General features: G+C 65.4%; 16 protein-coding genes. 4 read left to right on the top strand and 12 right to left on the bottom strand.

Features of this window, described 5'->3' with window-relative positions; translation table 11 throughout:
- Nucleotides 1-161 precede the first annotated feature (161 nt).
- Genes rfbB through rfbD form a run of 4 tightly spaced genes read left to right on the top strand, consistent with a single transcriptional unit; the run spans nucleotide 162 to nucleotide 3,593 of the window.
- Complete coding sequence (gene rfbB / locus WS87_RS04620) at nucleotides 162-1,223, top strand: dTDP-glucose 4,6-dehydratase (protein ID WP_059820507.1); 1,062 nt, start codon at nucleotides 162-164, stop codon at nucleotides 1,221-1,223.
- A gap of 11 nt (nucleotides 1,224-1,234) precedes the next feature.
- Nucleotides 1,235-2,128, top strand: coding sequence for a glucose-1-phosphate thymidylyltransferase RfbA (rfbA, locus tag WS87_RS04615; protein ID WP_059820506.1), 894 nt, complete (start codon nucleotides 1,235-1,237; stop codon nucleotides 2,126-2,128).
- A complete protein-coding gene (rfbC, locus tag WS87_RS04610; protein WP_059820505.1) occupies nucleotides 2,113-2,664 on the top strand; it encodes a dTDP-4-dehydrorhamnose 3,5-epimerase in 552 nt (183 codons plus the stop codon). Before rfbA ends, rfbC begins: the two co-directional genes overlap by 16 nt.
- Nucleotides 2,665-2,672: 8 nt before the next feature.
- Nucleotides 2,673-3,593 (top strand): dTDP-4-dehydrorhamnose reductase, encoded by a 921-nt coding sequence (rfbD, locus tag WS87_RS04605; RefSeq protein WP_059820521.1) that lies wholly within the window; start codon nucleotides 2,673-2,675, stop codon nucleotides 3,591-3,593.
- A gap of 9 nt (nucleotides 3,594-3,602) precedes the next feature.
- Here the strand turns inward: rfbD and WS87_RS04600 are convergent, their stop codons facing one another.
- From WS87_RS04600 to WS87_RS04545, 12 genes are all read right to left on the bottom strand, one after another.
- A complete protein-coding gene (locus WS87_RS04600) occupies nucleotides 3,603-4,280 on the bottom strand; it encodes a GNAT family N-acetyltransferase (protein ID WP_236873225.1) in 678 nt (225 codons plus the stop codon).
- On the bottom strand, nucleotides 4,280-5,608 hold the full coding sequence (locus tag WS87_RS04595) for an aminotransferase class I/II-fold pyridoxal phosphate-dependent enzyme (RefSeq protein WP_059820503.1): 1,329 nt from the start codon (nucleotides 5,606-5,608) through the stop codon (nucleotides 4,280-4,282). Before WS87_RS04595 ends, WS87_RS04600 begins: the two co-directional genes overlap by 1 nt.
- 45 nt (nucleotides 5,609-5,653) lie before the next feature.
- Entirely contained in the window at nucleotides 5,654-6,568 is a 915-nt protein-coding gene (locus WS87_RS04590) for a UDP-3-O-acyl N-acetylglycosamine deacetylase (RefSeq protein ID WP_107938150.1), read from the bottom strand.
- The gene (locus tag WS87_RS04585) at nucleotides 6,565-14,178 is read right to left on the bottom strand and encodes a type I polyketide synthase (protein ID WP_107938149.1); all 7,614 of its coding nucleotides are present in this window, start codon (nucleotides 14,176-14,178) and stop codon (nucleotides 6,565-6,567) included. The genes WS87_RS04590 and WS87_RS04585 overlap by 4 nt, the downstream gene beginning before the upstream one ends.
- 2 nt (nucleotides 14,179-14,180) lie before the next feature.
- Nucleotides 14,181-15,713, bottom strand: coding sequence for an LTA synthase family protein (locus WS87_RS04580; protein WP_236873205.1), 1,533 nt, complete (start codon nucleotides 15,711-15,713; stop codon nucleotides 14,181-14,183).
- Nucleotide 15,714: 1 nt separating this feature from the next.
- Nucleotides 15,715-16,500 (bottom strand): SDR family NAD(P)-dependent oxidoreductase, encoded by a 786-nt coding sequence (locus tag WS87_RS04575; protein ID WP_059689021.1) that lies wholly within the window; start codon nucleotides 16,498-16,500, stop codon nucleotides 15,715-15,717.
- 1,113 nt (nucleotides 16,501-17,613) lie between these two features.
- The gene (locus WS87_RS04570; protein ID WP_059820519.1) at nucleotides 17,614-19,089 is read right to left on the bottom strand and encodes a glycosyltransferase; all 1,476 of its coding nucleotides are present in this window, start codon (nucleotides 19,087-19,089) and stop codon (nucleotides 17,614-17,616) included.
- A 15-nt stretch (nucleotides 19,090-19,104) separates the two neighbouring features.
- On the bottom strand, nucleotides 19,105-20,190 hold the full coding sequence (locus tag WS87_RS04565; RefSeq protein WP_059820501.1) for a CgeB family protein: 1,086 nt from the start codon (nucleotides 20,188-20,190) through the stop codon (nucleotides 19,105-19,107).
- Nucleotides 20,171-21,511, bottom strand: coding sequence for a glycosyltransferase (locus WS87_RS04560; RefSeq protein ID WP_236873204.1), 1,341 nt, complete (start codon nucleotides 21,509-21,511; stop codon nucleotides 20,171-20,173). Before WS87_RS04560 ends, WS87_RS04565 begins: the two co-directional genes overlap by 20 nt.
- Entirely contained in the window at nucleotides 21,508-22,572 is a 1,065-nt protein-coding gene (locus WS87_RS04555) for a polysaccharide deacetylase (protein ID WP_236873203.1), read from the bottom strand. Before WS87_RS04555 ends, WS87_RS04560 begins: the two co-directional genes overlap by 4 nt.
- Complete coding sequence (locus tag WS87_RS04550; protein ID WP_159085634.1) at nucleotides 22,485-23,036, bottom strand: hypothetical protein; 552 nt, start codon at nucleotides 23,034-23,036, stop codon at nucleotides 22,485-22,487. Before WS87_RS04550 ends, WS87_RS04555 begins: the two co-directional genes overlap by 88 nt.
- The gene (locus WS87_RS04545; protein ID WP_218929479.1) at nucleotides 23,033-24,076 is read right to left on the bottom strand and encodes a glycosyltransferase; all 1,044 of its coding nucleotides are present in this window, start codon (nucleotides 24,074-24,076) and stop codon (nucleotides 23,033-23,035) included. The genes WS87_RS04550 and WS87_RS04545 overlap by 4 nt, the downstream gene beginning before the upstream one ends.
- Between the last annotated feature and the right edge of the window lie 45 nt (nucleotides 24,077-24,121).

The following is a 24,121-nucleotide window of genomic DNA, read 5'->3' as shown; positions in this document are numbered from 1 at the left end:
CTCCTCGAAGGAATACCCTAGAATATGCGTGCAACTCAGCCCCCAGATCGGTTGGAGCCACATGATTTCTTGGTATTCCTCGTCCTGCGTCAATCGAGGGCTACGCGCACGAATGAGAGCAAGGCAGGATTCACTGCCATTAACATAAAAAAAGAGGCTACATGATATTGATTACAGGTGGCGCCGGCTTTATCGGGGCCAATTTTGTGCTGGATTGGCTGCGTCAATCTGACGAATCGGTTCTGAACGTCGACAAATTGACCTATGCGGGCAATCTCGGAACATTAAAGGCGCTGCACGGAAACCCGAAGCACGTGTTCGCGCAGGCCGATATTTGCGACCGAGCGGCGCTCGATGCATTGTTCGCCGAATACAAGCCTCGCGCAGTCCTGCATTTTGCTGCGGAAAGCCATGTCGATCGCTCGATTCACGGGCCGGCGGATTTTGTTCAGACCAATGTCGTCGGAACATTTACGCTGCTCGAAGCAGCACGCCAATGCTGGAATATGCTGCCAGAGACGGACAAGGCCGCATTTCGCTTTCTGCACGTTTCCACGGACGAAGTATTCGGTTCGCTGTCGCCTGCCGATCCGCAATTCTCCGAAACGACTCCGTACGCACCGAACAGCCCCTATTCGGCGACCAAGGCCGGTTCCGACCATCTCGTGCGCGCGTATCAGCATACTTACGGCCTGCCCACACTGACCACGAACTGCTCGAACAACTACGGCCCGTACCAGTTCCCCGAGAAACTCATTCCGCTGATGATCGCCAACGCGCTCGCCGGCAAGCCGTTGCCCGTGTACGGCGACGGCCAGAATGTACGAGACTGGCTGTATGTGGGCGACCACTGCAGTGCGATCCGCGAGGTACTCGCGCGCGGCCAGACCGGCGACACGTACAACGTCGGCGGCTGGAACGAGAAAACGAATCTCGAGGTCGTGCACACGCTGTGCGACCTGCTTGACGAACTGCGACCGAAATCGGCGGGTTCGTATCGCGACCAGATCACTTACGTGACCGACCGGCCGGGCCACGATCGCCGCTATGCGATCGACGCACGCAAGCTCGAGCGCGAACTCGGCTGGAAGCCCGCCGAAACGTTCGAAACCGGTCTCGCGAAAACGGTGCGCTGGTATCTGGACCATCAGGAATGGGTCGACGAAGTCGCTTCGGGCGACTACCGGAAGTGGGTCGCAACGAACTACGCGCACCGCGCGTAAGAGGAACGGACATGGCGCGCAAGGGCATCATTCTCGCCGGCGGTTCCGGCACACGGCTCTATCCGATCACGCATGCGGTCTCGAAGCAACTGCTTCCGGTCTACGACAAGCCGATGATCTATTACCCGCTCTCGACGCTGATGGTCGCGGGCATTCGCGACGTCCTGATCATCTCTACGCCGCAGGACACCCCACGCTTCGAAGCCATGCTCGGCGACGGCAGCCAGTGGGGGATGAACATCCGGTATGCGGTGCAGCCGTCGCCCGACGGCCTTGCACAGGCCTTCATCATCGGTCGCGAATTCGTGGGCAACGATCCGTCGGCGCTCATCCTTGGCGACAACATCTTCTATGGTCATGACCTCGCCAAACAGCTCGAGCACGCAGACGCGCAAGACGCGGGCGCGACGGTGTTCGCCTATCACGTGCATGATCCGGAACGTTACGGCGTCGTGGAATTCGATCAGGACTTCCGTGCCGTATCGATCGAAGAGAAGCCGGCCAAGCCGCGTTCGAACTACGCCGTAACCGGTCTCTACTTCTACGACAACCGCGTGTGCGACATCGCCGCCGACATCGAGCCGTCGCCGCGCGGCGAGCTCGAAATCACCGACGTCAATTCCCGCTATCTCGCGGACGGTGCGTTGAACGTCGAGATCATGGGGCGTGGTTATGCATGGCTCGACACCGGAACCCACGATTCGCTGATCGAGGCCGCGAGCTTCATCGCGACGCTGCAGAAGCGGCAAGGCCTGGTCGTCGCCTGCCCCGAGGAGATCGCGTACCGCCGGCACTGGATCGATGCCGAGCAGGTGCAGAAGCTCGCGCAGCCGCTGTCGAAAAACGGCTACGGCAAATATTTGCTGAACATTCTTACGGATCAGGTTGCATGGCCATCACGGTAACTGCTACGGCGCTCCCCGAAGTCAAGCTCGTCGAGCCGAAGGTATTCGGCGACGCACGCGGCTATTTCTACGAGAGCTTCAACGCGCGGGAATTCGCTGCGCTCGTCGAGGCTGACGTCGAGTTCGTCCAGGACAACCACTCCCGTTCCGTAAAAGGCGTGCTGCGCGGGCTCCACTACCAGATCGAGCACGCGCAAGGCAAACTCGTGCGCGTGGTCGAAGGCGAGGTGTTCGACGTCGCGGTCGACATCCGGCGCAGTTCGCCGAATTTCGGCAAATGGGCCGGCGTGACACTATCGGCCGACAACCATCGCCAGCTCTGGGTGCCCCCCGGCTTCGCGCACGGCTTCGTGGTGCTGTCGGAGACGGCGCAATTCCTCTACAAGACCACCGACTACTGGTTCCCGGAGCACGAGCGCAGCTTGCTGTGGAACGATCCGGAGATCGGCATCGATTGGCCGCTCGACGGCGAACCAGTGCTTGCGGCCAAGGATGCGGCTGGCAAGCGGCTCGCCGAAGCCGAGTACTACGAGTGAGCGGCACCGTGCGACAGAAAAAATCGCCCGAGCAACGCACCATCCTGCTCACCGGCATCAATGGCCAGGTGGGATTCGAACTGGCGCGCAGCCTGCAGGGTCTCGGCAGGGTGGTCGCGCTCGATCGCGGGAAGCTCGACTTGTCGCGCCTTGATCAGGTGCGAGACGTCGTGCGCGACGTCGGGCCGGACATCATCGTCAACCCGGCCGCCTATACGGCCGTGGACCAGGCGCAGAACGACATCGCGTTGGCCACGCGCCTGAATGCGGAGGCACCGGCCGTGCTCGCCGAAGAAGCGAAGCGCATCGGTGCGGCGCTGATTCATTACTCGACGGACTACGTGTTTGCCGGGACGAAGAACGGCCCGTACATCGAGGACGATCCGGTCGATCCGCAAAACGTGTACGGCGCGACCAAACTCGCGGGCGAGCAGGCGATCGCGGCATCGGGATGCGCGCACCTGATTTTCCGTACGAGTTGGGTGTACGGCACGCGCGGCAAGAACTTTCTGTTGACCATGCTGCGCCTCGGCGCCGAGCGTGACGAACTGAAGATCGTCGCGGACCAGATCGGTGCGCCAACCTGGTCGAAGACGATCGCCGCGCTGAGCGCGAACGTCGCCGCGCAAGCTATCGGCGCCTCCATGAACGAACGGGACGGACAGCACGAATGGTGGAACACGCATTCGGGCGTCTATCACCTGTGTGCGGCCGGCTCAACTTCATGGCATGGATTCGCCGAGGCGATCTTCCGTCTTTCGAATCTGTCGAAAAGGCCGTCGTTGTCACCCATTCCGGCCAGCGCTTATCCGACACCCGAGTCGCGCCCGGCCAATTCCCGCATGTCGAATGCAAAACTGGCGGAGCACTTCGGCTTGTGCGCGCCGCATTGGGAAGCCGCGCTCGAACTGTGCATGAAAGAGATGTGAAGCGCGCCGTCAGCCGCGACGCGTGAACCGCATGCGTACCGAATCGAGCTCGGCCGGCAACTTTCGCGAGCGCTGACGCGACCGCGTCAGTGCGACGAAGCCGAGCCGCTCGTACAGCGCGCGGGCGCGCTCGTTGCGGGTCAGCACGTCGAGCACGATGTCACGGCTGTCGTCGTCCGGCAACGCACCGCTCTCGAACGCGTCGCGCAGCAGTACGGTGAAGACGCCCGCACCGCGCCGCTGCTCGGCCGTCGCGCAATGCGCAATGAGGATCTGCGCGCGCTTGGGCGCCGGAATCTCCGTTTCGAGCACCAGCCCGCGCAGCAGCTGGCCGATCGTGCGGCGCACGCCGAAAAAACGCGCCAGGGCCCACACGACGTGAACGTCGTCGAACATCGTCCTGCGCCCGTCATGGATGGCCATCACGGCATGCACGGTGCCGTCGGCGCCGACCGCGACCCGATGCCTGCGCCACGAGAACCGGCCGTGACGCGACCGGAACGCCTGTTGCAGGAACGCAATGCAGCGCGCGTCGCTTTCACCGAGGAAGAAACCGAATTCGCCGACGCCGGATGCAAACACGAGCGGCGCACATGCCGCCGCATCGTCCGCGCATGCGGCGCGAAACGGCGTCGACGCACCGGCTTGCGGCACGTCGAAGGACGGCGCGAGCACCGCGGCGGACATCATGCCGCCCGCCCCGCCAGGCGGGCCAGCACATCGACCGTCCGGCTGATCTGCCCGGGCTCGTGCGTCGAGCAGATGAAGAACCGCAGGCGCGCGGCCTTCTCCTCGACGGCCGGATAGAAGATCGGCTGCACGTTGATCCCTTCGTCGAACATCGCGTTGGCCCACTGCGCGGCTTTCAGCGAACTTCCGGTGATGACCGGCACGACCGCATACCCCGCGCTCGTGCCGGTGTTCAGCCCCGCCGCGCGTGCCTCGGTCAGAAACTGCCGCCCGCGCGCCTGCAGTTGCGCAACCCGCTCCGGTTCGGCCCGCAGGCGTTCGAGCGCGGCCAGCGACGCTTCGGCGAGCGTCGGCGCGAGTCCGACGCTATAGAGAAAGCCCGGCGCCAGATGGCGCAGCATGTCCACGAGCGGCTGACAGCCGGCGATGAAGCCGCCGCAACCGGCCAGCGTCTTGCTCATCGTGCCCATCCACATGTCGACCTGGTCGGGCGCGACCGCGCAATGTTCACGGATGCCCTTGCCCGTCGCGCCGAGCACGCCGAGTGAATGCGCTTCGTCGACCAGCAGGAACGCGCCGTGGCGCGTCTTCACGTCGACGAAACGCTGGAGGTCCGGGAAATCGCCATCCATGCTGTACAGCCCCTCGATCGCGATCAGCACGTGCCGGTATTCGCGACGCACGCGCGACAGCAGTTCGTCGAGCGCCTGCCAGTCGTTGTGCGCGAAGCTCAGCCGTTTCGCGCCGCTCAGCTGCGCACCCTGCACGATGCTGTTGTGCGCGAGCGCGTCGTGGACGATTAGGTCACCGGGGCCGAACAGCGCGCCGATCACGGTCACGTTGGTCGCGTGGCCGCTCACGAACGCGACGCAATCGTCGGTCTCGTAGAACGCGGCCAGCGCCCGCTCGAGGTCGCGCTGCACCGGACGCTCACCCGCGACCATCCGGCTCGCGGACGCCGACGTACCGTAGCGGTCGATCGCGGCCTTCGCACGTTCGGATACGGTCGGATCGCCGGCGAGGCCGAGGTAGTTGTAGTTCGCGAAGTTCACGTATTCGCGACCGCCGATCTGCGTGGTCGCGCCGGCAACGCCATCGTGCACGCGGAAGAACGGCGAGTCGACGCGCAGCTTCTCGCCCATCTCGCGCATGATCCTGACCTGCTGATATTGCGGCATCGATTCGAAACGGCTGCGCGCCGACGCGGCCTGCGCCGCCGGCGTACCGGGCACGCCGGGCGCCGCGGCGGCTTCCGTCGCGCGCTCGAGTTGCCGTTTCAGGGCTTTCGCCGCCAGTTGCTGGCGAAGGTGTTCTCCGAGTGCCATGTCTTGGGTTCCGGGCAATCCGTCCGTTACGTCATTGCGTCCGCGTTACGCGGATACGTCGATCCATTCGTACGCGTCGGGCGTACCGAGCAACGCACTGAGGAGTCGGTAATTCATTTCGTGAGTGGGGCGATGCGCGGTGACGCGCCCGAGCAGCGGCGAGCCCGAGAGCGCCAGATCGCCGACGAGATCGAGCACGCGGTGACGCACGAATTCGTCGGGCGCGCGCAGTCCGCCGATCACGTGATTGCCGATGATCGACGCCGTGCACGACGGCCTCGCGCCGCGCAGGATCGGCGTGCCCGTCAGGTAGCCGACGGCGATCGCCGGCACGGCCCACTTGATCCGCCCGTACGAACGCGACGACGAAATCTCGCTGGCGAACGTCCCCGGCGTGAGCTCGCCGTCCCACTGCATGTCGCCGAACCCCTTGAGATCGTCGCGCACGCTGAATTCGTATCGCTCGGCGGGCTCGACGCGCAATTCGCGCCGTGACGCGCCCTCGCCGTCGGCCACGCTCACCGGCTTCAGCACCCGGAGAAAGCGCTTCGAACGCCGCAATTCGGCACGGCCGCCGGCCGCGATCGCGTCGATCCACGGCCGCGCGCTGCCGTCGAGAATCGGCACTTCTTCCGCATCGAGTTCGACGATCGCGTGATCGATCTCGCAGGTCAGCAGCGATGCAAGCAGGTGCTCGACCGTACGCACGCCCATGCCGTCGTCGGCACGCAGCATCGTGCAGAGCGGCTGCGCGCGACGCACCGCCGGGCCGGCGGCAAGCATCCCCAGTTGATGATCGCCGCGCATGCGGCGAAACACGATCCCGTGCCGTTCGTCCGACGGCGTCGCGGGCAGGATCCGCACCTGGACCCGGCGGCCGGTGTGCAGACCATGTCCGGTCATCGTCACCGGCCGGGCGACCGTGCCTTCGCTCGCCTGCCACCCCTGCGGTGCTTTCACCCGGCATGCACCGGCGTCGACTTGCATGTTGCTGCCCCCTGGTTTTTTTCGTGATCCTGATGACGTGCGAGCGTCGCCCGCGCCTCATCGCCCAATGCATGCCGCGCGACCAGCGCTTGCGCCAGCTCGTCCGCTGCCGCGGCCTTTCCGTCGCCGTGCCGATCATCGAGCAATTCGACGATGCGCTCGGCCAGCGTATGCACCGTCGCGCCTTCCGCGATCGCCATGATCGACAGCTTGACGCCGAAGGTCTCCTCGACGGCCATGCCGAGCTCCATGCCCATCAGCGAGTCCATCCCGAGATCGAGGACCGACCGGCCGGCATCGACGCGCTCCGGCGACATGTGCAGAATCCGCGCGATCTGGCCGCGCAGCGCCGTCTCGACGAGGGCGACCGCCTCGGCAGGCGGCAGCGCACGCAACTGTTCCGGCAACACGCGATCCTCGCTCGACGTCTCGGCCGCCCCACCCGTCTGCAACGCCGTGTAACGGCGAGCGTGCGCGGCCGGCATGCCGCGCGAGATGGCACCCCAATCGAGGCGCACGACGGCTTCGCCGGCAGCGCCTTGGGCAAGCGCGCGCTCGAGCGCGGCCATCGCTTCGTCCGACGTGATCGACGCACCGCCAATCCGCGACTGCAACGCCTCGCGCGTGCCGGCGTTGCGCGCGAGGAAGCCGACGTCCTCGATCGGCCCCCACGCCATGAACAGGCCCGGCTCGCCGGCCGCGCGACGATACGCGACCAGCGCTTCGAGAAAGCCGTTGGCGGCGACGTACGCGCCCTGCCCCGGGTTGCCGAGACAGGTCGTCGCCGACGAATACACGACGAAGAAATCGAGCGTGCAACGCTGCGTCGCGCGATGCAGGTTCCATGCGCCCGCCACCTTCGGTTCGAGCACAGCCGCGAAGCGTGCGTCGTCGACGTTGCGCAGCAGCCCGTCGTCGATCTGCATCGCCGAATGCAGCACGCCCTTGAGCGGCGTTCCGCGACGCTCGATCTCGTCGACGATGCGGTCGAGCGCCGTGGCGTCGGTCACGTCGCATCGCGCGACCGACACGTCGGCGCCGAGCGTGTCTCGCCAGCGGTCGGCTTCGGCCTGCATTGCCGCGCCCAGTGCGCCGCCGCGACTCGCGAGCGTCAGGTGCCGCGCGCCGCGCTCGATCATCCAGCGCGCGGTCGCGAAGCCCAGCCCGCCGGTGCCACCGACGATCAGGTATGCCGCCTGCGGGTCGAGCCGCAGCGTCGGCACCGCGACGCCACGCGTCGGCGCCGGCGTGCCCGACGGATAGGTGACCAGCACCTTGCCGATCTGGCGCGCCTGCTGCATGTAGCGGAACGCTTCCTCCGCACGTGCGGCCGGGAACGCGCGGTATGGCAACGGATGCAGCACGCCGGCGGAGAACAGGCGCATCACTTCCTCGAACAGTCGCGTCGTCAGCGACGGCAGCGCGCCCATCAGCTGGTCCGCGTCGATGCCGAAATAGCTGATGTTGTTGCGGAACGGCCGCAGGCCGATCTGGCTGTTCTCGTAGAAGTCGCGCTTGCCGAGTTCGAGGAAGCGGCCGAACGGACGCAGCGTATCGATGCTGCGCACCATCGCTTCGCCCGCGAGCGAATTGAGCACGACGTCGACGCCTTCGCCGTGCGTGCGCGCACGAATCTCGTCGGCGAACGCGAGGCTGCGCGAATCGAACACGCGGTCGACGCCGAGCAGGCGAATGAACTCGCGCTTCTCGTCGCTACCCGCAGTGGCGAAGACTTCCGCGCCGAGATACCGCGCGATCTGGATCGCCGCGATGCCGACCCCGCCCGCGCCGCCGTGCACGAGCACGCGCTCTCCGCGTCGCAGTCGCGCCAGTTCGCACAACGCGTAGTACGCGGTGAAGAACGTCGTCGGAACCGTGGCGGCCTCCTCGAACGACATCGTGTCGGGCTTGCGTGCGATCGCGGTCGCGCGCGTGACCACGCGCGTCGCGAACGATGCCGGTGCGAAACCCAGCACCGCGTCGCCCGGTGCAAACCCTTCGACGTCCGCGCCGACCCGCGCGACGCGTCCCGACACTTCCATGCCGATCGTCGCGCCCGCGAAGCCCGTCTCGACGGCTTCGTCTGACAGCAGCCCCATCGCGTACATCACGTCGCGGAAATTGAGCCCCGTCGCCATCGGCTCGATCTCGACCTCGCCGGCGGCGAGATCGCGTGCCGGCATCGCGAACCATGCGAGGTTGCGCAACGAACCCGGCATGTCGAATGCGAGCCGCGCCCCCGCCCGGTCCGATGCGCTCGACGGCGCGTCGTCGCGCTCGGCCGCCTGCGCGGCCGGCAACATGCGCGGCACGTAGCGGCCCTGCGGCGCAAGCAGCACTTCTTCCTCGCCATCGTCGCCGAGCAGCGCCATCGCAAGCTGCGACGCCGGTTGTTCGACGGCGCGATCGACGTCGATCAACCGGAGCGGCAGCGTCGGATACTCGTTCGCGATCACGCGGCCGAGACCCCACAACGTTCCATGCTCGGGGTCTGACGACGTGCCTGCGGCGAACGGCGCGCCGCCACGCGTCACGACACACAGTCGCCCGCGCTCCGTCGCGCCGGCGGCATCGAGATCGCGCACGATCGATGCCAGCGCGAGCGCGCCACCGTGCTGCGCGCGCATCATGGCCGCACCGTCGGCGGTGTCAAGCGATGCAAGCGGCGCCACGAACACGACATGCGCCGGCTGCCCGGCCGGCTGACGCGCCGCCCATGCCGCGGCGTCACGCACCGCTGCCGACTCGACGCGGCAGCCCAGCCGCTCGAGTTCGCCCGCCAGTGCGATGCCGAACGCATCGTCATCGTCCTGCACGATCAGCCAGTGCGCGCCGTCACGCTGCACCATGCGCGCTCGATCCTCGTCCCGCGATGCGCCGGCCGCCTGCTCGCGGGCAGCCGGCTTGCGCGCGACGACGAACGTCGGCGTGCCCTCGAGATCGAGGCCTTGTTCGGTATCACGCACCACGTCGACCAGTCCGGCGCGTTCGCACATCGACTCGATCGCGCCAGGCGCCAGCGTGCCGTACGCTCCGGCAGCGCCCGCGCCACCGGCCGTGCCGAACACGATGTCGGAGAAGCGGCTGCGGCGCGCATCGGCGATGACGACGAGCCCGCCCGGCGCGAGCCGTTCGGCGATCGCCGTCAGCGCGGCGAGTGGATCCGGATGATCGCCCAGCATCCGGTTGACGATCACCACGTCGAACGGCGTCGTATCGCGGCATTGCGAGAACAGCGGCGCGTCGGTCGCGAACGCCAGCGTCTGTACGTGCGCATGCGCTTCCGCATCGAACCCGGCGAGCTGCTGCGCCGTACCCGCCAGCAGGTATTCGCAGCGACCGGCCGGCACGTCCACGTCGAGCGGCTGCAACACGTCGCCGCTCGCGGCACCGAACTCCAGGACACGCAAGCGGCGTGCGTCCGGCCACGCCGCGACGGCCTGCGTCACGCAGGCGGCGAGCAGTGCGCGCGCATGCGCCCAGGTCGGCGATGCATCGAAGAACTGCTCGACCAGACTGCGCCCGGTCGACGACAGCAGCGCGCCCTCGGGCGACGTGTCGCGCAGCATGCGCGGCAGCGCCGCGCCGACGTGCGCCAGCAGCGTCAACTCGGCGACATGGGCCGGCGATGCGGCCAGCACGTCGCGCCACAGCGCGTCACGCGCGGGCATCGCCTCGCAGGCTTCGTCGTCGCGAACCAGGCGATCGCCTTCGAAGCGCGCCAGCCCGTCCTCGACGACGATTTCCGCCAGTCGCGCGACCTGTTGCGGATGCGTGTTCGTCAGCAGCGCCGGCTGGGCGAACACGCCGAGCGCATCCAGCGCGTCGAGCGCATGCAGACCGGCAAGCACGTCGAGCAGCGGCAACGTTTCGGTCAGATGCTGCGTGCGGCGCGCGAGGTCCTCACGCGCCATGACATGCGCGTTCGCACGCTCGACGAGCACGCCCGGCGGCGGCAACGCGTCGGCCGTGTAACCGGCCGGCAGCGGCCTCGCTTCGAGCACGTAGGCAAAGCGCGCGGGCGCGCCTTGACGGCGCCCGGCGAGATCGACGCGACGGAAGCGGCACGCGGAAAGGCGCGCGACGATCTTGCCGTTTGCATCGATGAATTCGAACGACGCGACGATCGAATGCGGGCTGCGGCGATGAATGCGCGCCAGCACGCAACGAATCGCTTCGCCGCTCAGGAAATCGACACGACCGATCTGCACGGGGACAAACGCCGAATGCGCATCGTCCGGCGTGGCACCGGCCTGCGCCAGCACCGCGAACAGCGGATGGAAGCCGCTGTCCATCAGCGCGGGATGCAGCAGATAGTCCGATCGCGCATGCTCATCGGCAAGAACCGACGGCACATCGAGCTCGGCAAGCGCGTCGTCGCCCGACACGCGCAGCGACCGCACCCAACGGAACGCGGGCCCGTAGCTGAGGCCGATCGCCGTCGTGCCCGCATACAGCGCGTCGCCGGAAAGCGCCGGGCGCGACTGCAGACAGGTGACGACGGACGCATCCGGCATGCTGCACGCATCGAGCGTATTGCCGCTTTCGAGCAGGCGCCCCGTCACGTTCAGGTTCCACGGGCCGTCCGACATCCGGTCGCGTGTCTCGATCGTAAACGACGCGGTGCGCACGTCGATCGTGAACCGGAACAACTTCGCGTGCTGCGGCTGGAACACGACCGGCATGCGGATCTCGACGTTCTCGATGGCCACATCCGGTGTGCCGAAGAACCTGCGCGCCGCCGCGAGTGCCATTTCGACATAACCGGCGCCCGGGAACGCGACGCCGCCGTCGACCACGTGATCGGCGAGCATCGGCACGCGCTGCGGATCGAGCTGGTTCTCCCATGCGAACGCATGCTCGTGCAGGCGATAGCCGAGCAGCGGATGATCGACGCGACGATTCACGAGCCCGTAGCCCTCGACGCTCGGCACGAGCCAGTAACGCTCGCGCTGCCACGGATAAGTCGGCAGCGCGGCGTGCGGGACATCGGGAACGAGGCGGTCGAGATCGACGCGCGCCCCCTGCGCGACCGCCGACAGGATCGCATGAGCGAGCATTTCCGCGCTGTCGTGCTGACGCTTGAGCGTCGGCACGACGATGCCCGGCGCGACGCGGGCGGCAAGCGTCTGCTTCACGTAAGTGCGCAGGATCGAATGCGGGGCGATCTCGACGAACACGCGCACGCGATCGTCGGCCAGGCGAGCAATGGCATCGCCGAAACGGACCGGCTCGCGAATGTTGCGCCACCAGTAACCCGCGTCGAGCGCGGTCCCCGGCAACGTGTCGCCGGTCACCGTCGACACGAATCGCGTGTGCGTATCGCGCGGCGCGAGATCGGCCAGCCCGTCGCGTACGACCGGCTCGATCGCATCCATGCGACTGCTGTGGAACGCGTAATCGAGGCCGAGCATCTGATAGAAATGGCCGGCGTCCGCGAGCGCCGCGCCGATTGTTTCGAGCGCGGCTTGCGAACCTGCGAGCGTCACCGAGTCGGGGCTGTTGGTGCCCGCGATTTCAATGGCAGCGGCGAGATCGAGACGCGCGATCCAGTCGCGCGCCGCGGCTTCGCCGATGCCGGCCGCCGCCATCCTGCCCGCGCCGCGCGTCAGGCCCTGGGCACCGCTGCGAATCCGGATCACGCGCACGGCCTCGGCGAGCGTGAGCGCGCCCGACACCCAGGCCGCCGCGATCTCGCCGACACTGTGACCGACCGCCGCATCGAAGCGGATGCCGCGCGCGGTCAGCACACGCGTGATGCCGACCTGCATCGCGAACAGCAGCGGCTGCGCGTTCTCGGTCGCGGCGAGCCATTCAGCGTCGACACCTTCGCACATGACTTCGACGAGCGATGCGTTGCCGTCCGCGCGCCACAGCGCATCGACTTCGTCGAGCGCCGCGCGAAACACCGCGTCCTCGGCATAGAGCCGCTTGCCCATCCCGGCCCATTGACAGCCGTTGCCCGCGTAGACGAACGCGACGGGCGCGTCGCCTTCGATGGCCTGCCCCTGCACGGCGCAGGCCGGCAGCCCCTGCTCCGACGGCTCCGCAAGCGCGGCGAGCGCCGCCAGGCCTTCAGCCTGATCCGCCGGCGCGACGACCGCGCGATGCTCGAGCCACTGGCGACGCCGTGCGGCGGCGGCCGCGAGTGCGGCCCAGTCGGCCCCCGACTGCAGGCGCGCGAGATGGCGTGCGGCGACGGCTGCCAGCGCGGCCGGCGACCGCGCGGTGAGGACGAGCGGCGGCAACGGAGCATCGATCCTTGCCGCCGACTGCGCGACTGGCGCCGGCGCCGGCGCTTCGGTGACGACGACGTGCGCATTCGTGCCGCCAAAGCCGAACGAATTGATGCCGATGGTCAGCGGTGCATCGCCGCGCGCGAGCGGTGTGAACCGATCGACCACGCGCAAGCGGCCGCCTTCGAAATCGATGCCGGGGTTGGGCGTGTCGAAGTGCAGCGAACGCGGCACCGCGCGATGCTTCAGGCACAGCACGGCCTTCAGCAGACCGGCCATGCCCGATGCCGTTTCGAGGTGTCCGATATTGGTCTTGACCGAACCGATCAGCAGCGGATCGGATTCCGGCCGGCCGCCCGACACCGCGTCGATCAACGCGCGCGCCTCGATCGGATCGCCGACCGCGGTGCCCGTGCCGTGCGCCTCGAGATACGCGAGCGTGCGCGGATCGATGCCCGCGCGCCGATACACGGCGCGCAGCAGGTCCGCCTGCGTCGCGGCTGCCGGCACGTTGATGCCGCCGTGCGAATGGCCATCCGAATTCACGCCCGATCCGGCGATCACCGCGTGGATCGTATCGCCGTCGGCCACCGCCTGGTCGAGCGGCTTGAGCAGCACGAACGCCCCGCCCTCGGCGCGCACGTAGCCGTCGCCGGTCGCGTCGAACGCGCGGCAACGACCGCGCGGCGACAGCATCGACGCCTTCGAAAAACTGACGAATCCGAACGGATGCAGCAGCAGGTTGACCCCGCCGGCAAGCGCCATCGCCGTCTCGCCGGACTGCAACGCGCGGACCGCCTGATGCAGCGCGACGAGCGAGGACGAGCAAGCGGTGTCGACCGACATGCTCGGGCCGCGCAGGTCGAACAGGTAAGACACGCGGTTCGACGCAATGCTGAGCGTGTTGCCGGTTGCCGAATACGGATCGATCGTGTTCATGTCGTCCATATTGCGGTTGCCGTAATCCATGCCCGCCACGCCGACGAACACGCCGCAGTCGCGTCCGCGCATCACGGCCGGACGCACGCCGGCGTCTTCGAACGCCTCCCACGCGAGTTCGAGCAGCAGCCGCTGCTGCGGATCCATTTGCGCCGCCTCGCGCGGCGAGATGCCGAAGAATTCGGCGTCGAAACCCGCGACGTCGTCGACGACGCCCGCCGCGAACGTGTAGCTCTTTCCCGGCTCCCGTTTCGATGGGTGCTGATAGAACGCCGTGCCGAATCGGTCCGGCGGAATGGCGGTCACGGCATCGCGCTCGTCACGCAGCAGTTGCCAGAAGTCGTCGGGTCCCTCAACCCCACCGGGAAAGCGGCACGCTATCCCAATAATCGCAATTTTTTTTTTCATCATCACGCCGGCGTCTGAAGCATCCCGGTCGGCGAAGCGGCGCGAGTGCAGTCGACGTGCACCATCGCGCGCTGTATCGCAGCGCCGAGACTCTCGACGCGAAGGTTTCGGTGCTCACCGAAATCGTTCGCGAAGTTGCGCCAAATAAAGTAATCGCTATTGGTCGGTTCGGTTTCGAGCGCGTCGAACACCGAAGTCAGAGCGGGAACGTGATCGCCGTAAAAGCACAGCACGGTCGGACGCTCCCGCTTGCGGAGATAATCAGTCAGCTTGCCGATCATGCCGTCGGCATTCTCGACGTGTCGAAGATAGGCGGTCAGATCGCGCCAGCGCGCGTCGTCGCCGAGCGTATGCCGCGCTTCGGATTCGCCCGGCCCGACCGGTTCCAGATGCAGCGGGCCGTGGTTCTCCATCGTGATCGCAAACGCGAACACCGGCCCGTCGCCGTGCTCCTGGAGGGCCGCGATGATTGCATCGGCGACCGGGCCGTCTCCGATATAAGGCCCGACTCGCGCGGCACCGCCGAAATCCCGAATATCCAGAAAACGGTCGAAATGCATGAACCGGAATGCCCGGTTGCGCCCGAAGAAATCGGCGTGATACGGATGAATCGCGAGCGTGCGATATCCGCCTCGCTTGAACCAGCCCGCCAGCGACGCACATGCGCGGCGCACATACATGTACGGGTAAAAGCGCGAATAGTCGAGCGCCGCCGACGGCAATCCCGTCAGCATCGCGAATTCGCTGCGCATCGTATTGGCGCCCCAGGCGGGAACGTCCAGGCTGCCCCGCGTGAATGCCTCGCGGCGGGCGCGATCGAAATTCGCGTACGGCTCCGACGACACGCATGCGCCGAGGCGTCGCGCGTCGAAATAGGATTCGCTCTGGATGACGATCACGTCCGGCGTGCTGTGCGGACGGCCGCCGGCGAACGGCCCGGCGTCGACCGCGCGAAAGAACGCGTTACGCTCCGCACGCCGCAGCCCGTTGACGAGGTAAGCGACGAATGCCGCGAAGAAACCCGTCCGGCGCTGGTCCGCCATCGGGTCGAGCGTCAGCGGCACGCAACGCGACAGCGCGACACAGACCGGCGCGCAAGCGACCGCGATCAGTGCGGCGGCGCCACGCGCCAGCATGCCGGCCGGTTGTTCGAGCAGAAACCCGACCGTCGCGACCGCCACGGCGGCAACGACGCCGAACACCTTGCCCGCACTCAGAAACGGCAGATAAAGACGCGGATGAGCGAAAACCTGGCTGAACAAGCTCAGGTCCGTAAAGACGAAGGGTTCGCGCAGGGATTCGTATTTTGCGTTGCTGATGACGGCTAGCAACGCGATCAGCACGAGGGCGACGGATGCCGAGACAAGCGGCCGTGCCGTCACGGCGAAAGTCGCGCCCGCCACGATCGCGAACGCGCAGACATGCAGAGCGATCGCCGCCGGCGAACGGACGAACGACGCGCGCGGATACGCGATGGCCTCTACGAGAAACGAGAGTGCGGCTGCCGCAGCCGCGAACGCGAATCCGGGCAGCACGTCACGCCTTCCCGCGCGGGAGATAGGACAGACGACCGAGAATGGCATCCGCCAGCGTGGCCGGCAGCAGGCGCAGCAACTTGATGCCGAAGGCAAGACTGAACGGAAAGGCAATTTCCACGCGGCGTCGCGCGAGGCGCTTCTTGATGTAACCGGCAGCCTTGTCCGCACTCCACATGAACGGCTTGCTGCCCGGGAAGACGTCGCTCATCGCTGTGCGGACAAAGCCCGGCATCACGACCGACAGGCCGATGCCCTCGCGTGCGAGGATCGGGCGCACGGAATCGCAGTAAGCGACCAGCGCCGCCTTGCTCGCGCAGTAGGCAGGCGAGATGGCCATACCCCGCAACGCGGCGAGCGAACTGACGACCGCGATCTGCCCACACCGGCGCATGCGCATCCGGTCGATGGCCGGCAGCACCGCATGCAACGCGCCGTACAGGTTGGTATCGACGACATCGGCGGTGCGCGCCATGTGCTCCCAGTCGTCCGCGGACTGCAGCGTGCTGGCCACGCCGGCATTCGCAATCATCAATTCGATTGGATACCGCGTATCGAAATCGATCATCCAGTCTTGGACGGTGGCCGAGTCGCGCACGTCCATGCAGCCGATCACGACGCGGGCGCCGCGCGCACGGCACTCCGCGGCGACGGATTCCAGCCGCGCCGAATTTCTGCCGATCAACCCCAACGTGGTATCGGGCGCGGCATAACTCAATGCCAGCGCACGTCCAAGCCCGGCACTGCTGCCGGTTATCACGATTGCTCGTGGCCCGCTTGCGCTCACCTGCCCTCCCCGGTTGCGAATATTGCTGCTATCCATCGTTTTAAACAGACTTTGTTTTTCAGCGGTGTCTGGTTATCGATCTTCAAGCGCGAAGCGCTGCCTGATATTTCGATCAAGCAGCAGACAACATTATCGATTTATTGCGTTCGATTATTTCGTATGATTTGACTACGTCCGCGACACATCACGCATTGGCACGGAACATCGATGTAACGATGTGCGACCGCCCGAATCAGGGTTGCGAAAAAATGTGCGGGCCATGCAGCGAAACGACACCGCATGGAAATTTGCGCGACGCGAAAGGTTGTTGGCCACAAGCTTACAACGCGCCGACGCGATCATACATCAATATTAATATTCGAGTAATACCTTGCATGTTACGACCGCTTACGCCGCACTTGCTCTCGCCGATCGGGACCATGCAAAACACGAAACTCGCATTGCTTGCAATCGTCTGGCACCGGTCGCACACCGATCCGCGAAGTGCAAACATCGGAAAAAACTGCCGAATCATTTCACTTGACCGTCCGGTAGCGGTCCATTCGCACGACGTTTTAGTCGCGTCGAATGCCGATGATCGCGTCACCGTTCGGTCGGCTGCATGCGGCAATCCTGCAAGCCGTTGTTAAAGTTGCCTGGCCATTTGTCAGACATGAATCTCCGACTTGGCGGGTTCGATGAGAGACTGTCTGGTGGCATTCTGCCCCGTCCAATTGGGACGGACAGAATTCCTCGAATCTTCTTTGCAAATCTTGATGATCCTTCGACTCGCTTGATTCGCCGAGCCACGTATGCAAATCGTCAGGCGGCACCGCCAGATCGGCGCCGGACCGGAGACGGGAGCGAAGCCAGGCGGCCGCGCCATCGGTAAAACTGAACGCACGCCCCGATTCGATCGGGCGAGCACCGCCGGTCAACGCATCGGCGGCCTGCGGCATTCGTCGTACAACATCGCTCGTGATCTTGCGCTCCCTCGTCGTGCAAACACCTGCGTTTCTTTCGATGCTGACAATCAGCTTTATGCGAACCATATGCGAGAAAGGAAGGCACCCTTAACAAATCGGCAATCCGTGCCCGCCATTCGGGTCGATTGGACTGCGCTCACGCGGAAAATCACGATTGCACGCGGGTACGATGCTCTTGCCATGACCAAAAGAGAACCATACCGAAGCCGACGCAAACCGTTACGTTGAGCGGAATCAAAACATAGTTCTTCTTCTGAATCGCCAGCAAAACCGTCATGAGTGAATAGGCGAACGTGGCGATTTCGCCGGCCAGCAGAACTGCGTTGATGCGAGGCATCGTCGAGCGATAGGCTTCCTTGCCTTTTGGCGTGCGATGAAAGCCGCTATACACACCGAAAACCGCGCGCACGCCCCCCGCGAAGTAATACCAGGCCATCGGCAAAAACATCGCAATATAAAGGTAGGTATCCCATACCGTTTTCAGAACACTCGGCTTGTCGTCGAATCTCGCGCCCTTGCGCGAACCGAACGCATTCGCAAGCGCCCAGATTGCCACCAGAACGAAAAAGACGAATGCGCCGAGATGAATCCCCTCGCCGTCGAAATGCACCAGGCAAGTCAACGGCATGCTGAGCAGTATCAGCACATAGATCGAAGCCAGCAGCACGGACGAGAACATCACCGAGATCGCGTGCATCCGCTTCATCAGCGGCATGCTTTGCGACAGCATCTGTCCGACATGCTTGAACCCGCTGTGGATCAGGCCGCGCCCCCAGCGTTCGCGCTGAATGCGAAACGCGCTGATGGTTTCTGGCAGCACCGACATGGAAACGACTTCTCGCAGATACGCGTACTTCCATTCGCCGAACTGCGCGCGATAGCCCAGGTCCACGTCTTCGGTGACCGTCGACGCATTCCAGCCGCCCAGCGCATCGACGCACTCCTTGCGCCACACACACGAGCTGCCGCTCAGCGACGCCATGTCGCCGTCCTCGCTCAGCCCCACCGTCACGTATTGCTGGTGGCCCATTTCCATGGCCTGGAAGCGTGTCAGGAACGACGCGTCGCGATTCTCGTAGCCGATGCCGGTCTGAAGGAAGCCGAGCTTCGGATCGGTGAAACACGGAATGGTCTTCAGCAGGAAATCCGCAGGCGGCAAGAAGTCCGCATCGAAGATCGCAAAGAAGTCGCCGGACGACTGCTGGATGCCGTTGACCAGGTTGCCGGCCTTGTAGCCCGTTCGCGACTGACGCTTGATGAGCCGGATGTCGATTCCGTCGGCGGCGTAGCGATCGACCTTCGCCCGCGCGAGCTTCGTCGTCGCATCCGACGAGTCGTCGAGCACCAGGATCTCGATCTCGTTGGACGGATAGGTCAGGCGGCAGGCCGCATCGATCAGCCGCTCGACCATCTCGGACTCGTTGCAGATCGGCAGCAGCACGCTGACCCGAGGATGAAACCCGTCTTCGGATATCCGGACGGGCTGCGCCAGATCGGTCAGCTTGCGCCGTTCGACCTTGCGGGAAATCAGCAGCACGCGCAATTCGAGCAGCACGTACAGCGCAAAGTAGAGCACCACCAGCAGGAAGACCAGTTGGGCAGCGTAGGAAAGCAGCGCGAGCATCGTGACCACTTCCCCTCAGATCTTCACGACGGCGCAGATTTCTTCCAGCCGGTGCGCCCACGTATGGTTCTGCCGTACGTAGCGTGCGCCTGCCTCGGCCCGGTCCAGATCATCCTGCGACGGGCCGTGCCGAAGCCGCGAAAACAACTCCCGCGCCTCGTCATGCGTATCGATCACGTGGCAGAACTCACGGAAATACCGGTCGACCGCGCAGCTCGCGTTGGTCACCGCGATGCCGCCGCACGCGAGAATCTCGAGCAGGCGTCGCGAGAACATCGTCTCGGAGCCCGTCACCGAATTCACGTTGATCGAGATCGCATGGGACTTGTACACCTGCGCGGTTTCCCGATGCGGCACCTTGCCGTGCACGCGCAGCCCGTTCCGCTTCGGATAGCGGAACTCGAAAAAGCGCGACAGGCGATCGTGATTGCGATCGAATACGTTGAGCTGCAGATTGCTCTGCTCGCAGGTGTCGAACACCATGTCGAGAAAACGGCGGCGCTCGTTCAGGATGCGCCGGTAGTAGCTGCCCGTGAAGCACGCTTCGTTGCGAACGAAATTGAAGCCCGAGAAATTATGCGACGCCGGCTGATACGGCATCACCAGCGTGTTGACCGGCACGTGCGCGGGCACCTGCTGCCGATATCGGTCGAGACATGCCTCGTCGGTCGTGAACACGTAGTCGAACACCTTCGCCACGTCGATGAACGTGTCGAAGAACGCGCCGTCGTCCTTGTTCCAGAATACGGTCGGAACGCCCGCGCGCCTGGCGAAGTCGACCAGGCGAAAGATCGCCGTCGGCTTGCTCAGCCGCATCGGCGGCGACTGTCGCGCCAGCTCGTAGCGCCAGCTCCCGTCCACGCCGTGAAACGCCGATTCCACGAGCACGAGATCCGGTTTCCAGTTGCCGATCACGTCCGCGTAGTTGGCAGGCGTCATGGTGCGCACGCGACATTCCGCCGACAAGCAGTCCGCCGTGAAGTAATCGGTGACGAGCGCAATCTTCAGGCACCCGAAGCGTCCGACTTGCTCCACATCCTCCGCAACCGTCGGATAGTCGTAGACCAACGAACCCAGTTTTCTAATGACCCTGCCGACCATTTAACCCCTCACCCTGCGACATTGGCAGTGCGTTCATGACAAATTCGCGCCAGCGGCGCTGTGTGGCCGCGTATTCTCTCGCCTGGCCACGGAGCGCCGCGAGCGTACCGCGATCGGACAGCGCCGCATCGATCACCCGTGCCAGGTCGAACGCATCGCCGGCCTTGAAAAACCAGCCAGCCGGACTCGGACCCATTTCGTCGCGAAACACCGGCAGATCCGGCACGATCACCGGCTTGCCCATCGCGAGCGCTTCCACGAGCTTGATCGGCGGCACGATCTCGCAAACCTTGAACGGCTTGCGCGGGATGCACACCAGTGCACAACGACCGAGCGTCCTGCGCGCCTGCTCGGGCGAGGTCCGGCCCAGAAAGCGAATCTGCTCCGACAATCCGAGGCGCCGCACCTGCGCCTCAAGCGCCGGCCGTGCCTCGCCTTCTCCGACGATCTCGACCCGCACCGCGCGCCCTTGCCCGCTCAACCGGCCGACCGCATCGATCAACGTGTCGAGTCCTTCATAGCCGATCAGCGAGCCTGCATATCCAATCGTGTCGGCGTCGATCTCCTCGGGCGCCGAAGGTGTAAACCGTTCGGGATCCACACAATTCGGCAGCAAATACATCCGCTCGCCGGCAATCCCCCAGCGATCGCGCGCGAACCGGCCCAGTTGCGCCGAGATCACGAACAGCTTGTCCGCGTGCCGGGCCACCAGACCCTCCAGCTGCAGCCCCTGCGCGAACCCCTGCCGCCTTTCGTATTCCGGCATGCGCGAGATGCGCGTCAACTCCCACAACCCGCGCATCTCGTACTGGAACGGAATGCCCAGTTGCCGCGCCGCCAGCAGCGCCGGCAGCGCGTTCACGTGATTCGACGCCGCGTGGATCACCGACGCGCGATGCTGCATGGCCACGCGCGCGATGACGGGCGCCGCCTGCAACGCATACATCAGCACCGGCCGGTTGTTGAACGGCGCGCTCGCATGCAGATACCGGACCTCGCTCACCTGCGTCTCGCTTTCGGCGGCGTCGGTCAGGCGATCCGCGCGATCGCCGGGATAGCCGGGCCGCGTCAGCGGATGCACGCGACCGCCCGCAGCCGCCAATGCGCGGACGACTTCGTGCGTGCGCGTCGTATAGCCGCTCGTGTGATACGGCAATGCACTCGCCGCCACGTACAGCATGCTGTCCGGATCGCCGACGAACGGCGCGCCGTGCGAACGCTGCTTCAACTTGCGCTCGAGCACATGCGCCGTCAGTCGACGGCTCATCGCGAGCAGCGGCTCGGTCAACGCAGTCTGCAACGAATTGAGCATCGTGCTCATGCTTTCGCCGCCCCGGCCGTCTTCAGTTCGGCACAGGCGAGATCGGTCGTATGCGTGGTCCGGATCCTGCCGCGGGCCTGCAAGTCGAGGAATTCCGACGTCGTGATCACGTCGTAGTCCTTCGTCAGGCGCGACAGGAGTTTCCGGTAGCCTTCGACACGCTGGTCGTCCCGATAGGTCGCATGCCCGTTCTCGTCCCAATACAGCAGCGACCACGAATGAAGCAGGAAAATCGAGAACGTCGGACTGCCGCTGAACGCGTCGAGCAACAGCTTGCCCCACCACGGACGAAACCGGAAATACGGCGATTCAGGGTAAGTCAGGCGTGCCCACCATTCTTCCTTGCCGACCTTCGGCAGGATCTTCTTTTCCGTCATCGGCACTTCGATCACGCCGTTCGACCACTGGAACGGCAGATTCGTGGGCTCGCTGTAGTTGCACTGCCCGGCATGGACCGCGCACAGGGAATTGTTGAACGACAGTTGTACGCCGGTGGACTTCAGCGCCCGGATCGTCGACGCGTTCCAGCGAAACGAACCGGCACGGTGCGCCAGCACCGGCTTGCCCGTTTCCGCCGAAATCAGCCCGCCGAAGTGACGAATCACGAACTCCGCGCGCGCATCGTCCGTGTATTGATTCATGTATTGCGGCCGCCGCGCAAGGCCGTGCTCGGCCCAGAACGAGTCCGGCAGGTATTCCGGATGCGTATGCAGTTGAACGTCCTGCCCCGCGGCATCCAGCCGGCGCACGACCTCCTTCGTTTCGTCGAGGTATGCATACGCGCCGCACTGATCCACGAAGAACACGTGCTTGACGCCGAACTCGTCGCCGATGGAAGCCATTTCGGCAACCCCTGCCCGCCCCTTCTCGTGCACACCCCACATCAACCGTTTGACGTGATCCTCCGTGGCGCGCTTGGGCAGCGCCTCGGTATCCACCGTCAACATGGCATAGCGATTTCTATCCATCATGTTCAGCTCACTTCCACCAATGCCTTCCAGTCGGCGTCGCTGGCCTGCGCCGCGGCCGGCGGCACGATCCGCGCATCGCGATAGCGCCACGCGAGATACGCGCGCTTTCTTTCGCGATACGAACGATCGTCGCCGCTCAATTCCGGCAGGTATTCCACCAGCCAGCCCAGCCGCGAATAGAAGGCGAAATCGGCCACGTCGGTCACCAGTACCGGCGCCAGCGCATCGTTGCCTTTCAGTCGCGCGGAAAAGCCTTCGCACGCACGGCGCAGTGCATCGCGCTCCGTACCCGGCGCCCAGATCAGCAGCGTGTTCGCTTCGGCCGAAACCGGCGCGTGCTTCAGGGTCGGCAGCCACGGATAGTTCGTCACGTGAGGCGTAATCACACCTAACGTGGCCAGCACGCGCCTGATGCCGCGCCACGCGCGCTCCTTCAGCGTGGCAGGCGGCTTCCCGGCGAGCAGGTCATGGCGCGTCAGCAACGTCCAGTCGGGCTTCGCCGCCAGCGTGCGCAATTCGTGCCTCAAGGCCCGGGTTTGGTCGATGATGCTCAATGCGTTCGCCTCTTGTCAGCAATCCTGGCGATGATCTCGTCCGCCGCGAGCGACGCGCCGTTCATCGGCATCGCGCACCGCGCGGGCGCCGCCTCGGGCAACATGCCCAGCAGCGCGTCGACGGCCGCCTTGCGTTCCTGCTCGGTCTCGCAAGCCGACACGACGGCCGGCATCGCGTCGGCGACCATCCGCGCGCGGCGAACCTGATCGTCCACCAGTTGCGCGTTGGGCACCAGCAGCGCGGGAATGCCCGACTGCACGAGTTCGCAGCAGGTGTTGTAGCCCGCGGCGCCGACAAAGGCATCGAACGCACGCAGATAGCGCGCCAACGGGTAGACCGAGATCGGCAGCACACCGGCCGGCAATTCGACGTCGCGCACCGAAATGGGCGCCCGCGCCCAGACCACCTGGAACCCGGCCGCCTCGAACGCGGCGATCAGTCCGTGCCCGATGCCGGCAACATCCTTCAGGTTGCCCGGGCCAAGAGAAAAGAGGACGAAGCGACCGGCCTGCGGCAGGCCCAGCGCGTTTCTCGCCGCTGCGCGGTCGAGCAACTCGTCGTCCTCCAGCAGGCAGACCGGTGGCACCGACAGCCGCGTGCCGCCGTTCGTCAGCGACGCGCGTGCTTCGGTCGCACCCAGTTCACCCGGCTGGATCACGAGATCGAACAGCGCTTCGTCCACCGGCACCGTCTTGGTATCTGCCTTGAGCAGCCCGCGATTGGACCACACGAGGACGGGCGATCCATACGTTTCGCATGCCGTCAGCAAACCCTTGAAGGGCCACGTTCCGTCGAATACGACCGCATCCGGGCGAACCCGCTCCAGCATCAGGCCCAGCCGCACGGCCAGTTCGCTGTTCCAGCCGAACGTCGAGCTGGACGACCAGTAATGGGAAACGAAATAGTCCGCCTCGAATCCCATCTCCTCGATGATCTCGATCGCCGACGCCAGCGAAAAGAAGAACGGGCGCGCGCGGCCCCGCATGCGACGCGCGTACGCGAGGCAACGGTTCAGATGGCCCATGCCCGAGCCGTTCACGTTGAAGAACAGGATGCGCGGCAACGCGCTCGCCGCGCGCGCCGG

It is taken from the genome of Burkholderia sp. MSMB0856 (assembly GCF_001524645.2).
In the GTDB taxonomy this organism is placed as follows: domain Bacteria; phylum Pseudomonadota; class Gammaproteobacteria; order Burkholderiales; family Burkholderiaceae; genus Burkholderia; species Burkholderia diffusa.
Note: the sequence above shows the minus strand (reverse complement) of the source record. Positions and strands in the feature narration are given on the sequence as shown.